The 15,447-nt window shown below is 57.3% G+C and carries 15 protein-coding genes; 6 read left to right on the top strand and 9 right to left on the bottom strand.

Annotation, left to right across the window (positions count from 1 at the left end; translation table 11 throughout):
- Window positions 1-214 precede the first annotated feature (214 nt).
- On the top strand, window positions 215-1,027 hold the full coding sequence (locus FHW76_RS25330) for a dienelactone hydrolase family protein (protein ID WP_064324141.1): 813 nt from the start codon (window positions 215-217) through the stop codon (window positions 1,025-1,027).
- A gap of 58 nt (window positions 1,028-1,085) precedes the next feature.
- Here the strand turns inward: FHW76_RS25330 and metE are convergent, their stop codons facing one another.
- Window positions 1,086-3,350, bottom strand: coding sequence for a 5-methyltetrahydropteroyltriglutamate--homocysteine S-methyltransferase (gene metE / locus FHW76_RS25335; protein WP_183477080.1), 2,265 nt, complete (start codon window positions 3,348-3,350; stop codon window positions 1,086-1,088).
- 236 nt (window positions 3,351-3,586) lie between these two features.
- Here metE and metR point away from each other — a divergent pair, with 236 nt between their 5' ends.
- Window positions 3,587-4,540, top strand: coding sequence for an HTH-type transcriptional regulator MetR (gene metR, locus FHW76_RS25340; protein WP_023296876.1), 954 nt, complete (start codon window positions 3,587-3,589; stop codon window positions 4,538-4,540).
- Here the strand turns inward: metR and FHW76_RS25345 are convergent.
- The 3 genes from FHW76_RS25345 to pldB all read right to left on the bottom strand — a co-directional run bounded on the left by FHW76_RS25345 (window position 4,428) and on the right by pldB (window position 7,253).
- Window positions 4,428-5,327, bottom strand: a complete 900-nt coding sequence (locus FHW76_RS25345) for a carboxylate/amino acid/amine transporter (protein ID WP_008807940.1) — start codon at window positions 5,325-5,327, stop codon at window positions 4,428-4,430. The two genes, metR and FHW76_RS25345, sit on opposite strands and share 113 nt — an antisense overlap.
- Window positions 5,328-5,415: 88 nt before the next feature.
- Complete coding sequence (gene yigL / locus FHW76_RS25350) at window positions 5,416-6,216, bottom strand: sugar/pyridoxal phosphate phosphatase YigL (protein WP_008807941.1); 801 nt, start codon at window positions 6,214-6,216, stop codon at window positions 5,416-5,418.
- Window positions 6,217-6,260: 44 nt separating this feature from the next.
- Window positions 6,261-7,253, bottom strand: coding sequence for a lysophospholipase L2 (gene pldB / locus FHW76_RS25355; protein ID WP_183477082.1), 993 nt, complete (start codon window positions 7,251-7,253; stop codon window positions 6,261-6,263).
- Window positions 7,254-7,362: 109 nt separating this feature from the next.
- Between pldB and rhtB the strand changes: the two genes are divergently transcribed.
- Window positions 7,363-7,983 (top strand): homoserine/homoserine lactone efflux protein, encoded by a 621-nt coding sequence (gene rhtB / locus FHW76_RS25360; protein ID WP_008807943.1) that lies wholly within the window; start codon window positions 7,363-7,365, stop codon window positions 7,981-7,983.
- 162 nt (window positions 7,984-8,145) lie between these two features.
- Window positions 8,146-9,066, top strand: a complete 921-nt coding sequence (locus FHW76_RS25365; protein ID WP_023340894.1) for an Rpn family recombination-promoting nuclease/putative transposase — start codon at window positions 8,146-8,148, stop codon at window positions 9,064-9,066.
- A 44-nt stretch (window positions 9,067-9,110) separates the two neighbouring features.
- Here FHW76_RS25365 and rhtC read toward each other — a convergent pair whose 3' ends face one another.
- From rhtC to pldA, 3 genes are all read right to left on the bottom strand, one after another.
- A complete protein-coding gene (gene rhtC / locus FHW76_RS25370; RefSeq protein WP_008807945.1) occupies window positions 9,111-9,731 on the bottom strand; it encodes a threonine export protein RhtC in 621 nt (206 codons plus the stop codon).
- Between the two features lie 61 nt (window positions 9,732-9,792).
- Window positions 9,793-11,619: an ATP-dependent DNA helicase RecQ gene (recQ, locus tag FHW76_RS25375; RefSeq protein WP_032701195.1), complete on the bottom strand. Its 1,827-nt coding sequence runs from the start codon at window positions 11,617-11,619 to the stop codon at window positions 9,793-9,795.
- Window positions 11,620-11,686: 67 nt separating this feature from the next.
- Window positions 11,687-12,547 carry a phospholipase A gene (gene pldA / locus FHW76_RS25380; RefSeq protein WP_002883408.1) on the bottom strand — a complete coding sequence of 287 codons (861 nt, stop codon included), beginning with the start codon at window positions 12,545-12,547 and terminating at the stop codon, window positions 11,687-11,689.
- Window positions 12,548-12,699: 152 nt separating this feature from the next.
- On the opposite strand from pldA, the gene yigI reads away from it, so the two are divergent.
- Window positions 12,700-13,164, top strand: coding sequence for an acyl-CoA thioesterase YigI (gene yigI, locus FHW76_RS25385; protein ID WP_008807947.1), 465 nt, complete (start codon window positions 12,700-12,702; stop codon window positions 13,162-13,164).
- Window positions 13,165-13,212: 48 nt separating this feature from the next.
- Window positions 13,213-14,106 carry an EamA family transporter RarD gene (rarD, locus tag FHW76_RS25390; protein ID WP_046878948.1) on the top strand — a complete coding sequence of 298 codons (894 nt, stop codon included), beginning with the start codon at window positions 13,213-13,215 and terminating at the stop codon, window positions 14,104-14,106.
- A 43-nt stretch (window positions 14,107-14,149) separates the two neighbouring features.
- Here the strand turns inward: rarD and corA are convergent, their stop codons facing one another.
- Both corA and ysgD read right to left on the bottom strand, forming a co-directional pair.
- Complete coding sequence (corA, locus tag FHW76_RS25395; protein WP_012543234.1) at window positions 14,150-15,100, bottom strand: magnesium/cobalt transporter CorA; 951 nt, start codon at window positions 15,098-15,100, stop codon at window positions 14,150-14,152.
- 150 nt (window positions 15,101-15,250) lie between these two features.
- Window positions 15,251-15,307 (bottom strand): YsgD/CorL family protein, encoded by a 57-nt coding sequence (gene ysgD, locus FHW76_RS26730; protein ID WP_349815745.1) that lies wholly within the window; start codon window positions 15,305-15,307, stop codon window positions 15,251-15,253.
- Window positions 15,308-15,447 lie beyond the last annotated feature (140 nt).

Below are 15,447 nucleotides of genomic sequence, written 5' to 3' on the forward strand. Positions count from 1 at the left end.
CCCTGGCAACATTTTGTGATGATAGTCACCAAGACCAATAATGATTGCAGTTGTTTTTCAGTAAATAGTGATACACATCACATTAACAAGTTATATTCATCGTCACAGAACAAAAGATAGCCGCTTTCAGGCACTGTGCTTTATTACCGCCCGAACTAAAGGTAAAGGGTCTATAGTTATTGATGCGCTAATAAATAAGGGTACGGAGAATACCATGACCACCACCAAGCAACCTGGATTCGCACCTGCAGCTTCACCACACGCCGCCACCGCCGTTCATACGCCGGAAGAGCATATTATCGCCGGAGAGACGTCTATTCCCTCTCAGGGTGAAAACATGCCGGCCTACCACGCCCGCCCGAAAAACGTCGATGGCCCACTGCCGATTGTTATCGTGGTACAGGAAATTTTCGGCGTGCATGAGCATATTCGCGATCTTTGTCGCCGCCTGGCGCAGGAAGGCTATCTGGCTATTGCGCCTGAATTGTACTTCCGTCAGGGCGATCCGAATGAGTACCACGATATCCCGACCCTGTTCAAAGAGCTGGTTACCAAGGTGCCGGACGCGCAGGTGCTGGCGGATCTCGACCATGTCGCCAGCTGGGCGGCGCGCCACGGCGGCGATGCCCATCGTCTGCTAATCACCGGCTTCTGCTGGGGCGGACGCATTACCTGGCTGTATGCCGCGCATAACCCGCAGCTGAAGGCAGGCGTGGCCTGGTACGGCAAGCTGGTGGGAGAAAAATCGCTGAATTCACCGAAGCATCCGGTGGATATCGCGGTCGATCTCAACGCCCCGGTGCTTGGTCTGTACGGCGCTAAAGACGCCAGTATTCCGCAGGACACCATCGAGACCATGCGTCAGGCGCTGCGGGCGGCCAACGCCACGGCGGAAATCGTGGTCTATCCCGAAGCCGATCATGCCTTTAACGCCGACTATCGCGCCAGCTATCATGAAGAGTCAGCCAAAGACGGCTGGCAGCGAATGCTCGCGTGGTTTGCTCAGTATGGCGGTAAAAAAGCATAATCACCCAATGCATGAAAAAAGGAGGCAAATGCCTCCTTTTTGATTTTTTGCGTAACGATCAGGCGGACTGGCGCAGGTTCTGCGCCGCTTGCACCATATTCGCCAGCGCGGCGCGGGTTTCCGGCCAGCCGCGAGTTTTCAGGCCGCAGTCCGGGTTAACCCACAGCCGCTCCGCCGGGATACGCTGCGCGGCTTTTGCCAGCAACGCTTCAATCCACTCCACGCTCGGCACGTTCGGCGAGTGAATATCATATACCCCCGGCCCGATCTCATTGGGATACTCGAACGCTTCGAACGACTCCAGCAGCTCCATATCGGACCGCGAGGTTTCAATGGTGATCACGTCGGCATCCAGCGCGGCAATGGAGTCCATGATGTCGTTGAACTCGCAATAGCACATGTGGGTGTGGATCTGAGTGTCGTCTTTGGCGACCGCAGCATTAAGGCGGAAGGCTTCCACACCCCACTGCAGATAGGCATCCCAGTCGCTGCGCTTCAGCGGTAACCCTTCGCGCAGCGCCGGCTCATCAATCTGGATGATGCCGATCCCCGCCGCTTCCAGATCCGCCACTTCATCACGCAGGGCCAGCGCAATCTGTTTCGCGATGGTTTCACGGCTGACATCTTCCCGCGGGAAGGACCAGCACAGAATGGTCACCGGTCCAGTGAGCATCCCTTTCACTGGCTTGTCGGTCAGCGACTGCGCGTACTTCGCCCAGTCGACGGTGATCGCCTGCGGACGGCTGACGTCGCCGATCACCACCGGCGGCTTCACGCAACGGGAACCATAGCTCTGCACCCAGCCGTTTTGCGTGAAGATAAAACCGTCCAGATGTTCACCGAAGTATTCCACCATGTCGTTCCGCTCGGCTTCTCCGTGCACCAGTACGTCTAAACCTAACCGCTCCTGCTCGACGATCGCCTGCTTAATATGTTCCGCAATCCCCGTCCGATAATGACTGGCGTCAAGGTTGCCCTTTTTGAAGTCCAGGCGCAGACCGCGGATCTCCGTCGTTTGCGGGAATGACCCGATGGTGGTGGTCGGCCATTTCGGCAGGTTAAAGCGCTGGCGCTGTGCCTGCGCGCGAACCTCATAGGGGCTGGCACGCTGGCTGTCCTGAGCGGTGATCGCCGCCAGCCGTTTTTCCACTTCCGCGTTGTGCACGCGGGTCGAATGGCGACGGGCCTGGATTGGCGCGCTCCACTCGGTAATCGCCGCCGTATCGCCGCTGTTCAGCGCATCGCGCAGCAGCGCCAGCTCGCCGCATTTCTGCAGCGCGAAGGCAAACCAGCTCTTCACTTCCGCATCAAGGCGCGTCTCCACGCTCAGATCGATCGGGCTATGCAGCAGAGAACAGGATGACGCGACCCATAGCTCGCGCTTACCGACGAGGTCTTTAATTTGTGCATACTTTTCGGTGAGATCGGCGCGCCAGACGTTGCGCCCATTGATCAGACCCGCAGACAGCAGCCAGTCGGCCGGCAGGCGGTTGTGCAGCTCGGCAACATCATCTTTGCCGTGCACCAGATCGACGTGCAGCCCCTGGACCGGTAGCGCAGCAATGGTCGCGAGATTGTCACTAATGCCTTCAAAATAGGTGGTCAGCAGCAGTTTCACCTGGCCCTGCAGGGCGTCATAAGCCGGTTTAAAGGCCTCCAGCCACGCTGGCGGCAGCTCCAGCACCAGCGCCGGTTCATCAATCTGCACCCACTCGATGCCGCGCTTCGCCAGTTCGGCCAGCACCTGCTGGTAAACCGGCAGTATGTCATTCAGCAGGCTCAGACGGTCAAACGGTTCACCTTTCACTTTACCCAGCCACAGGTACGTTACCGGCCCCAGCAGCACGGGCTTGATCTTGTGGCCCAGCGCCAGCGCTTCGTCTACTTCATCCAGCAGTTGGGTCAAGGTCAGTTTGAACTGCTGGCCCTTCACGAACTCCGGCACCATGTAGTGATAGTTGGTGTTAAACCATTTGGTCATTTCCGCAGCGGCGGCCGGTTCGCCAGTCGGCGCACGGCCGCGGCCAATGCGGAACAGGGTATCGATATCGATGGATCCGTCTTTGTTCTGATGACGAGCCGGCACGTTGCCAAGCAGCAGGCTGGTAGTCAGAACATGGTCGTACCAGGCGAAATCCCCCACCGGCAGCAGATCAACGCCCGCCTGTTTCTGCTGCTCCCAGTGGCGGGCACGCAGCTCACGGCCTACTGTCAGCAGTTCCTCGCGAGTGGCGTTGCCCGCCCAGTAGCTCTCTTGCGCTTTTTTCAGCTCGCGGCGCAGGCCAACGCGAGGAAAACCGAGGGTGTGGTTAATAATTGTCATGTGTTCTTCCTCTAATTAATTATTAATCCAAAGGATTTTGTATTTAGGGAAGGCGGCAAGTTTGCTCATCCCCAGGAGCTTACTGAAGTAAGTGACTGAGGTGAGCGAACGCAGCCAACGCACCATAAATTCAAAAGACGAAGGATTTTAGCCATCCAGATGTTTACACATCCATAATTGGCAGTTACTGTATATTCCTCAAGCGCAAATTGCTCATGGCGAAGTGAAGGACTTTCATGATCGAAATTAAACATCTGAAAACGCTGCAAGCGTTGCGGAACAGCGGTTCACTGGCGGGTGCGGCAGCGGCCCTGCACCAGACCCAGTCCGCCTTGTCTCACCAGTTCAGCGATCTGGAACAGCGCCTTGGCTTCCGTTTGTTTGTGCGTAAAAGCCAGCCACTACGCTTCACGCCGCAAGGGGAAATTCTGCTGCAGTTGGCCAATCAGGTGCTGCCGCAGATCGCTCGCGCCCTGCAGGACTGTAACGAACCACAGCAGACCCGGCTGCGGCTGGCTATCGAATGTCACAGCTGTATTCAGTGGCTGACGCCGGCGCTGGAGAATTTCCGCGCCCGCTGGCCGCACGTGGAGGTCGACTTCCATTCCGGAGTGACCTTCGACCCGCAGCCTGCGCTGCAGCAGGGCGAACTGGATCTGGTGATGACCTCCGATATCCTGCCGCGCAGCGGTCTGCACTACTCGCCGATGTTTGATTATGAGGTGCGTCTGGTGCTGGCGCCCGAGCACCCGTTAGCCATGAAGACGCTGATTACGCCAGAGGACCTGGCCGCGGAAACACTGCTGATTTATCCCGTGCAGCGCGGGCGCCTCGACATCTGGCGCCATTTCCTGCAGCCGGCCGGCATCAGTCCCCAGCTGAAAAGCGTCGATAACACGCTGTTGCTGATCCAGATGGTGGCCGCAAGGATGGGCATCGCCGCGCTGCCGCACTGGGTGGTGGAAAGCTTTGAACGCCAGGGCCTGGTGGTCACCAAAACCCTGGGTGAGGGATTATGGAGCCGGTTGTACGCGGCCGTCCGCGATGGCGAACAGCGTCAACCGGTCACCGAAGCGTTTATTCGCTCTGCGCGGAACCACGCCTGCGATCACCTGCCGTTTGTCCGGAGTGCGGAGCGACCCAGCGGCGATGGACCCACAGCGAGGCCAGGATCACCAACGCTCCGCTAATAAAGCTCGGCCAGTGCGGCTGCTCCTGCCAGATGGCAAGGTTAACCAGTAGACCAGCGGGGACATGGACGTTGTTCATGATCCCCAGCGTGCCGGCATCCACCTGCGTGGCGCCATAGTTCCACATAAAGTAACCCAGCCCGGAAGCCACCACGCCAAGCCACACCAGCACGCTCCACTGCAGCGTGGTGGTCGGCAGCTTCTGGGGGTTGCCCAGCATAAACCACGCTGCCACCGCCACGATAAAGGCCCCGACATAAAACCAGGCAAAGGCATTGTGCTGCGGCATCGGACGTACCTCCATCAGGCGCTTGTAACCCACCATGCCGATAGCGAAGCAGAGGTTTGACAACTGCACCAGTAACAGCCCGGTCCAGAAATGATCGCTGACTTTGTCATAGCGGATAATCGCCGCCCCCAGCACCGCCAGCGCAGCACTCAACAGATAGCCCCAGCGCAGCTTACGTCCGCTGAGCAGGTCGTAGATCAGCGTGATATACAGCGGGGTAAACACGGTAAACAGCAGAAATTCCGAAACCGTCAGATAGAGATAGGCGCGGAAAGCCAGCAGATACATGATGCCAAGCTGCATCGCGCCCACCAGCATATAGAGCACGATCGTGCGCGGAGACTGGCCGCGCGTGCGCAGGAAAGGCAGGAACACCAGCGCCGCCAGGCCCACACGCATCAGCACCGAAAAATAGCTGTCGACGCTACCGGCAAGGTATTCGCCAATCAGGCTAAAAGAAAAGGCCCACAGGATAGTGGTGATAATTAACAGCGCCACAATGGTCGTCTCGTTGGATAAAGAACAGGCATTGTAGCGAAGAGTCAGGTTGACGACTGGACAGTTATTCGCCAGTCGTCAATCTTTTTCAGTCGAGGTATAGCTTACGCAGGTAGTGCGGGACCGCATCGTCGGCGTTACTGCCGATCACTTCCAGTTCCGGATGCAGATCCTTCAGCCGTTGATGGGCGTTGGCCATGATGCAGCCCTTGCCGGCCATCGACAGCATCTCAGCGTCGTTCATACCGTCGCCGAAGGCGATGCAATCGGCAAGAGTGTAACCGAGCATTTTCGCCACCGCCTCCAGCGCATGCCCCTTCGATACCCCACCCGCCATAACTTCCAGGCAGGTTAAGGTGGAGAAGCTGACGTTCACGCGATCGCCCCAGCGGGCGTTCATCGCCTGCTCCAGCGGCAGCAGATGCTCGTGATCCTCGCAGGTAAAGAATACTTTGCTGATCCCCTGCGGATCCAGTTCGCCCGGCTCATACAGCTTGTAGTTAAACACCGCCTCCTTGAAGAAGCGCATCTCTTCCGGACGATGGCGGTTCATATACCACTCGTCTTCCCGATAGACGTTAGTGACGATTTTTGGGTCGTTACGCACGATCTCAAACAGGTCGGCGGCAATATCGCGATCGAGGTTATGGGCAAAGATTTGCTGACCATCGCTATCGTGAACCCGGGCGCCGTTAGAGGTGATCATGTACGACCGGATGCCGAGATTATCGCGGATCTGCCCGACGTCGATGTAGTGACGGCCGGTGGCGAAGACGAAATTGATCCCACGGGCGGTGAGCAATTTCAGCGTCTCTTTGGCATACGGGGTCAGGAAATGGTCGGGGGAAAGCAGCGTGCCGTCTAAATCAGACGCAACAACCTGGTACATAAAAAAGTTAACCTCTAAGCAGGGCGACGAGCGTTATCGTCGGATTAAGTATGTCGATTGAAAAACTCGACGATGGCATTGAGCGCGACTGAGCGCATAGCGTCCTTTTCAAAAAGGATCTCATGATATGCCCCTTCAATGACGAGCGGTTTACCGCCCTCACAGGGATGGCCGGCAGCGGCCCGTAATTCACAATAGCGGTCGTGCATCAGATTATCGACCACCCGCTCCTCCTCTGCCTGTAAAAGCAGCGTCGGGGCGGTGTCTTTTTCCACATTCGCCAGCACTTCGTCGCCGGCCAGCATGCCCTCACGCACCCAGTGCCAGGTCGGGCCGCCAACCTGCAGTCGCGGTTCATCGGCATAGAAGCGCAGGTTGCGACGATAGCGTTGTCGACTGTGCGTCAGCACGTTAACGGCAAAAGGCAGCGCCCGCCAGCGCCCGGTGCCGATGGCATACTCTTCGCGAATGCGCTGATGGCCCTCAGCCCAGTCGAGAATATGGCGCACCATCCAGTCCGGTAATCGAATGATAATCCCGAACATCGGCGCGCAGAGCGCAATCGCATCGCAATGCGCCTGGTAACGTTGCAGAAAAAGCGTGGCAATCGCCCCGCCCATAGAGTGAGCGAGGATAAACCGTTTTCGCCAGTGTCCGGGGACCACCTGCTGCTGCCAGAGCGCCGCCAGGTCATCGACATAGTCGCTGAAGTTGACGACGTGTCCGCGGTGGGTATCAGAGAGCAGGCGGCCCGAGCGTCCCTGGCCGCGATGATCGATGATCATCACGTCAAAGCCGCTGTGAAAGAGATCGTAGGCGACTTCGGCATACTTCACGTAGCTTTCAATGCGCCCGGGGCAAATCAGCACCAGACGATCGTTATTTTGCGCGCAGAAGCGAACAAAGCGTACCGGTACATCATCGACGCCTTTAAATTCAGCCTCTTCGCGCTGTCGCCAGAAATCCGTCAGCAGCCCCATACTAAAGGCCGCAAACGCGTTTTCTCGTGTTTCCCAGTCCTTTTTCTGCCCAAACATCGGGTTTACACCCCTGTTAACCGCTGAAAATCGTTTTTTTGCCGTGTATCACACAATGCTGACACAATAGCGTATTGTGGCATAAAAACAGACAATCAGGGAGTTTCTCATGACCATTGAGTGGTGGTTCGCCTACCTGCTGACATCAATCATTCTCAGCCTGTCACCAGGTTCCGGAGCGATTAATACCATGACCACCTCCATTAACCACGGTTACCGCGGCGCGGCGGCGTCGATTGCCGGTTTGCAGACCGGGCTGGTTATTCATATCGTGCTGGTTGGTGTTGGTCTCGGCACCCTTTTCTCCCGCTCGGTGCTGGCCTTTGAAGTGCTGAAATGGGCCGGCGCGGCTTATCTTATCTGGCTGGGGATCCAGCAATGGCGGGCGGCGGGGGCGATCGACCTGAATACGCTGGCGAAGGCGCAGACGCGCGGCAAACTGTTCCAGCGCGCGGTGTTCGTGAATCTCACCAACCCCAAAAGCATTGTGTTTCTGGCCGCCCTGTTTCCGCAGTTTATCCTGCCGCACCAGCCGCAGGTGATGCAGTATCTTGTTCTGGGCGTCACCACCATTGTCGTCGATATCATTGTGATGATTGGCTATGCGACCCTGGCGCAGCGCATTTCCGCATGGATCAAAGGGCCAAAGCAGATGAAGGCGCTGAACAAAGTCTTTGGTTCGCTGTTTATGCTGGTCGGGGCGCTGCTCGCCTCCGCCCGTCACGCCTGAATCATGGAATCTCGCTCGCAAAGAGAGGTTTACCGGGCGAAAAACGCGCACTCTCTGCACGAGCCGACACGCAAAGCGGGTAATTAATTTTTTTACCCGCTGTCGGCGTTGAACCCACCGTGTCAGGATGCCGCCAGATACGTGATTCACGGATGAACGGCGATGGCGGAAACGGCGACTCCTCATGATGCGGTATTTAAAACCTTTCTCTCGCGGGTAGAGACGGCGCGCGATTTTATCGAGCTCCACCTGCCTTCGTCGTTAACACAGATCTGCAAACTGGATACCCTGCGTCTGGAATCCGGCAGCTTTCTCGAAGACGATCTCAGGCCTTACTACAGTGATATCCTTTATTCGCTGGAAACCACCCGCGGTGCGGGCTATGTCCATGTTCTGATCGAGCACCAGAGCGCACCTGATAAGCTGATGGCCTTTCGCTTAATGCGCTATGCTGTCGCCGCCATGCAGCGGCACCTGGAGAGCGGCCATAAAACGCTGCCTCTGGTTATCCCTATTCTCTTTTATCAGGGACGACGCAGCCCCTATCCCTGGTCGATGCGCTGGCTGGATAATTTTGCCGATCCTGAGACCGCCCGCCAGCTCTATAGCGGGGCGTTTCCGCTGGTCGATATCACGGTGATCCCCGACGACGACATCATGCAGCACCGCAGCATGGCAGCCCTGACGCTGGTGCAAAAGCACATCCGCCAGCGCGATATGGCGCAATTGCTGGATAAGTTGACCCATCTCTTACTGCTGGAGCAGATGAGCGGACAACAAATCACCGTATTGGTAAACTATATGGCTCAGGCAGGAGATGCCGAGGATACACGGACACTCTTGTACGGACTGGCACAGCGCGTGCCGCAGCATGGAGGATTACTGATGACGCTGGCGGAAACATGGCTTGCAGAAGGTATGGAGAAAGGCATCAAGGAAGGCGTACAGCAAGGCATAAAAGAAGGTAAACACCAGGCCTTGCTGCAGGTTGCCGAAGCAATGCGCAAACGCGGTATTGATGACGCAGCTATTATGGAAATGACCGGTCTGGCTGAGGATGAGCTGCAGCGGCTTCGCCACTGACACTTTCCCACCCGGAAACAGCCGGGTGGGAAACAGCATACCGGTTAACGCGAGATAATCAGGTGGATGCCGAAGCCCGCAAACAGCGTACCGGCGATACCATCGATCCACTTCGCCATCCGCTGATAGCCGCGGCGCATCCCCGGCAGGGCGAACAGGCTGGCAACCACCATAAACCAGGCCAGCGTCTCGACGATAATCAGCAGGAAAATACCCCAGCGCGCACCAGCGCCGACGCTGTCACCCACGAACAGCGAGAACACCGAGCCGAAGTAGATGATCGCTTTCGGATTCGCCAGATTGGTCAGCAGTCCCTTCACGAAGCTGCGTCCGCTGCGGGCCAGCTCCACCTGCGGCTCCGCCGAGGCCACCGCCTCTTTTTTCAGCGCGCCGCGCAGCATCTGGTAGCCCATCCAGCACAGATACAGGCCGCCACCGACCATGATGATGTTATGCAGCCACGCCATCTGCGCGAGGATCAGGTTCAGGCCGAGCAGGGCAACCCCCGCCCAGATCATGACGCCGCAGGTGATCCCCAGCACACCCATCATCGCCTCTCTGCGCGAGCGGCTGATGGCCGTTTGTGAGACAAAGAAAAAGTCCGGCCCCGGGCTCATCAGCGCAATGATATGCACCAGCGCCACGGTGAGGAAAAGCATCAGCATAGTTAACTCGCAGGAAAATAGTGAAGAGGGAAACTATTCTGGCACCTTTTCCCGCGGCTGACTACTCATCATCACCATCGACATGAGCGCGTATCAATGCCATGAATTCTTTACCGAAGCGCTCAAGTTTACGCGTCCCCACGCCGTTGACGCTGAGCATCTCGCCGGCGGTGAGTGGCGACTGTTCCGCCATCTCGATCAGCGTCGCGTCGTTGAAGACCACGTATGGCGGGATATTCTCTTCGTCGGCGATCGCTTTACGCAATTTGCGCAGCTTGGCAAACAGCTTGCGGTCGTAATTGCCGCCAAAGGATTTCTGCATCGCCTTCGGCTTCAGCGCCACGATACGCGGTACGGCAAGCTGCAGCGGCACCTCGCCGCGCAGCACCGGTCGTGCGGCTTCGGTCAGCTGCAGTGCGGAGTGCTGGGCGATATTCTGCGTCACCAGCCCAAGGTGAATCAGTTGGCGGATCACGCTCACCCAGTGCTCGTGACTCTGCTCCCGGCCGATACCGTAAACCGGCAGCTTATCGTGGCCCATGTCACGGATGCGCTGGTTGTTGGCCCCGCGCAGGACCTCCACCACGTAACCCATCCCGAAACGTTGATTCACCCGGTAAATCGTTGACAGCGCCTTGCGCGCATCCATTAAGCCATCGTACTGCTTTGGCGGATCAAGACAGATATCGCAGTTGCCGCACGGCTCCTGGCGCCCTTCGCCAAAGTAGTTCAGCAGCACCAGACGACGACAGGTTTGCGCTTCGGCAAACGCCCCCATCGCATTCAGCTTATGCCGCTCGATATCCTGTAGCGGTCCGGCGGGTTTTTCCTCCAGACAGCGGCGCAGCCACGCCATATCCGCCGGATCGTAAAACAGCATCGCTTCCGCCGGCAGGCCATCACGCCCGGCGCGGCCGGTTTCCTGGTAGTAGGATTCAATATTGCGCGGGATATCGAAGTGCACCACAAAGCGGACGTTCGGCTTGTTGATACCCATCCCGAAGGCCACCGTCGCCACCACGATCTGCAGATCGTCGCGCTGGAATTTCTCCTGCACGTCGGCGCGAACGGCGTTTTCCAGACCAGCATGGTAAGCCGCCGCGCTGATGCCGCGGCTCTGCAGACGCGCGGCGGTATCTTCCACTTTCGAGCGGCTGTTGCAGTAGATGATGCCCGATTTGCCGCGCTGATCCTGAACGTAGCGCATCAGCTGGTCGAGCGGTTTGAATTTCTCCATCAGCATATAGCGGATGTTCGGCCGGTCGAAGCTGCTGACCTGAATCAGCGGATCGTTAAGCCCGAGCAGACGGACGATATCACGGCGGGTGGTGTCATCGGCGGTGGCGGTCAACGCCATAAACGGGATCTGCGGCAACCGCTGACGCAGCTGGCCCAGCGCGGCATATTCCGGACGGAAGTCATGGCCCCACTGGGAGATACAGTGCGCTTCGTCTACCGCCAGCATCGCCAGGTTCCAGTTCGCCAGATGCTCAAGAAAGTTATCCAGCATCAACCGTTCCGGCGCGATATACAGCAGACGAACCTGCCCGCTGCGACAGCCGGCCATCACTTCCTGCTGCTGCTCGCGGCTTTGCGTCGAGTTCAGACAAGCCGCCGCCACACCGTTGGCCAGCAGTTGATCGACCTGGTCTTTCATCAGCGAGATCAGGGGTGAGACCACGACTGTCAGACCGCCCATGACCAGCGCCGGCACCTGATAGCACAGCGATTTACCGCCACCGGTCGGCATGACCACCAGGCAGTCACGGCCCTCAAGCACCGTCTCGATAATCGTTTCCTGGCCAGGACGGAACTGCTGGTAGCCGAAGGTCTCTTGTAAAACCTGCTTCGCCAGCGATTCCTGATTTAATACTTCCGCCTGTGCCACGTTGACCCCATTTGCCTGAAAAGAAAACAGGCGCTATTTTCAGCGCCTGCGAGCCAGAGTGCAACGATTAAAACAGATCGTTGAGCATTAGCCCGACGCCGACGCGCGTTTGATTGAAGTTGTAGTCGATAAGCGATTCGCCGTAACCGCTGTAGATCTGCGTATAGGCGCGAACATGTTTGGTAATGGGATAGCTCACGCCGAGCTCCGCCCCGCCATAGCCGGTGTTCCAGTTATATTGCCCCTGCGCGCTGAGGATCGCCTCTCCCAGCTGGTAGCCCACCTTCAGCCGGTAATAGCCCATATATTTGGTGATATCCGGGTTATCATCGGTGTTGCCCACCACATACCAGGGCTTCACTTCCACCAGCCAGTTGCCGTTTTGCGCCATCAGGCGGGCGTAAAGCCGGTTCCAGCTGCGCGAGGTGGGGTCGGAACGACCATTCGAGTCGTGGTTATACCCCATCTCGATGTCGCGCAGCGTCCAGCCGGCAAACTGGTAGTCGGTCGCAAAGCCCAAAAACAGCTGGGGTTCGTAATTGGTTTCGCGAAACGGCGCCGACTCTTTGCTGTTGGAGAGCTGCCACCAGGATTTCTGGGTGTACGATGCGCCGAGCAGCGAATTATCACCCAGGATGCCGCGCCACAGCGGAAACGCCAGACTCAGCTGAAATTTCACTTCATCTTTACGGGCATTTTCGGCCCAGTCATAGCTGCGGATCGCCTCTTTATTGAGGTCGCTGGTCCATGTGTAGAGCAAATAGTTGCTCTCATAAGGGTAGAGCAGGAAAGGATTATCATGGTCCTGGAGCAGGTTGGCGATAATGCTGCCGCGCACTGCCGGTTTGTCGTGAACCGACGCATCCTGCGCCATAACACCGGCCGGTAGCGCGCACAGCGCCACCAGGCAGGCCAAAGAGATACGCATGCTGGTCTCCTGATAAATAGTTTTTATTTTTGTTTAACCTGAAGCCATTCTACCTGTTTATTAATCACCTGCCCCCTAATCCGCTCCGAAAGTGGAAATCAATATTTTAGAAGCATAAAATCAACATTTTGTTAACGAATGGAACCGGTGTTATGTCTGAACTTACTGCCGAAGCAGCGCTGAAACTGGTGGGGGAGATTTTCGTCTATCACATGCCGTTTAACCGCGCCCTCGGTCTCGAACTGGAGCGCTATGAAAAGGCGTTTGCCCAGCTCAGCTTTAATAATCAGCCGATGATGGTCGGCAACTGGGCGCAGAGTATTTTGCATGGCGGAGTGATCGCCTCCGCGCTGGACGTCGCCGCTGGCCTGGTCTGCGTCGGCAGCACCCTCACCCGCCATGACACCATCAACGAAGAAGAGCTGCGCCAACGCCTCTCCCGCATGGGAACCATCGACCTGCGCGTAGACTACCTGCGTCCGGGCCGCGGCGAACGGTTTACCGCCACCAGCAGCCTGCTGCGCGCCGGCAATAAAGTGGCGGTAGCCCGCGTGGAACTGCATAACGAAGCTCAGGTCTATATTGCCAGCGCAACGGCCACCTATATGGTGGGTTGATTGGCCAAAATCGAGTAACATCACTCTCTTTGGCAATGGATTTTACCGATGGATGCGAAACAGACGCGGTTGGGGATCATTCTGGCCCTCGCCGCCTACTTTATCTGGGGTATCGCGCCAGCGTACTTCAAACTTATCTACTATGTTCCCGCCGATGAAATTCTGACCCATCGCGTGATCTGGTCCTTCTTCTTCATGGTGGCGCTCATCAGCGTCAGCCGCCAGTGGCCGCAGGTGAAAAAGCTGCTGAAGACGCCGCGCAAGATCTTCCTGCTGGCGCTCTCGGCAGTGCTGGTCGGCGGTAACTGGCTGTTGTTCATCTGGGCGGTGAATAACCACCATATGCTGGAAGCCAGCCTCGGCTACTTTATCAACCCGCTGGTAAATATTCTGTTGGGGATGATTTTCCTCGGCGAACGCTTCCGTCGCCTGCAGTGGCTGGCGGTGATCCTCGCCTTTTGCGGCGTGTTGGTCCAGCTGTGGACCTTTGGTTCGCTGCCGATAATCGGCCTTGGGCTGGCCTTCAGTTTTGCCTTTTACGGCCTGGTGCGGAAGAAAATCGCTGTCGACGCGCAGACCGGCATGCTGGTGGAAACGCTGTGGCTACTGCCGGTGGCGGCAATCTGGCTGTTTGGCATCACTGATAGCCCGACCAGCCATATGGGGGAGAACCCCTGGTCGCTCAATCTGCTGCTGATGGCCGCGGGCGTGGTCACGACCATTCCCCTGCTGTGCTTCACTGGCGCGGCAACGCGCCTGCGGCTCTCCACGCTGGGCTTTTTCCAGTACATCGGCCCAACGCTGATGTTCCTGCTGGCGGTGACGTTCTACGGCGAAGTGCCGGGCAAGGATAAAATGGTGACCTTCGGCTTTATCTGGGTCGCGCTGGCGGTATTTATCGTCGATGCGCTGTATACCCAGCGCCGGCTGCGCATAGGCTAAGCCGGCCTCAGCCAGTAAAAAAGGGAGCCGCCGCTCCCTTTTTTTACAGCCAGTTTTTACGCTTGAAGTAGAGATATGGCGCCAGGCCGGCCAGCATCATAAAGACGATCGCCCCCGGGTAGCCGAAGCTCCAGTGCAGCTCCGGCATAAATTCAAAGTTCATCCCGTAGCTGGACGCCACCAGGGTTGGCGGCAGGAATACCACCGACACCACCGAGAAGATCTTGATGATGCGGTTCTGCTCGATGTTGATGAAGCCCATCGCCGCCTGCATCAGGAAGTTCACCTTCTGGAACAGCGATTCGTTGTGCGGCAGCAGGGATTCGATATCGCGCAGGATCTCCCGCGCCTGTTCCAGCTGGCCCGCCGGCAGGCGCGCCTTACGCACCAGGAAGTTCAGCGCGCGCTGGGTATCCATCAGACAGAGGCGGACCTTCCAGCCGATATCTTCCAGTTCCGCCAGCGTCGACAGCGCTTCATCGTACTCGTCGCCCTGATGGCCTTCCATAATCACGCGGCTCAGCTTTTCCAGGTCGCTGTAGATATTTTCAATTTCATCCGCCAGCTGCTCGATTTTGGTTTCGAACAGGTCGAGCAGCAGTTCGTAGGCGTTACCGTCGACCAGCGTCTGGTTGCGCACGCGCATACGGTACAGGCGGAAAGCGGGCAGTTCGCGCTCGCGCAGCGTGAACAGGCGGCCTTCGCGGATGGTAAACGCCACGGTAGAGTTGCCGGCGTGATCTTCCGCATCTTCAAAAAAGAAGAACGAGTGGATGTGTAACCCGTCTTCATCTTCAAAGAAACGCGCGGAGGCTTCGATATCTTCCAGTTCCGGGCGCGTCGCCAGGTTCTGACCCAGTTCCGTCTGCACGCGGCTTCGCTCATCGTCGTCAGGCTCGACCAGATCGACCCACACCGAGCTGGCGAGGTGCTTGATCTCATCGGCTTCCAGGCGCGTTAAACGATTGTTTTCCAGTTGAAATGCGCTCAGCATGACCGGGACTCCCAATGAAAAAAAATTATCGGACAGTTCGGTGGGCACACAGAAACAAATTGGGTTTCAGACCATTAAGCCTGACTCAGCGCGACGGGAATAGGGCAGGTCGCTGACAACCGCTAAGGCTATCAGCATAAGAGGATAGCCTTAGGAGTTGTTCCTGAATGACAGGAAGTTGAGCCAGCATCTACTGGGTGTGTCCAAGGCGAATGTCCTCTTAGCGTAATCGTGCGCGCATGTTACGCCAGCGCAAAATCGGCGTCAACACGCAACGGAACGCGAAAGCGCAAATCAGGCGCCTTAACGTATAAAGGTAGCAGAATATTACAAAATAATGATATTTT

The sequence above is a fragment of the Klebsiella sp. RC2 genome, assembly GCF_014192815.1.
GTDB lineage: Bacteria > Pseudomonadota > Gammaproteobacteria > Enterobacterales > Enterobacteriaceae > Klebsiella > Klebsiella variicola.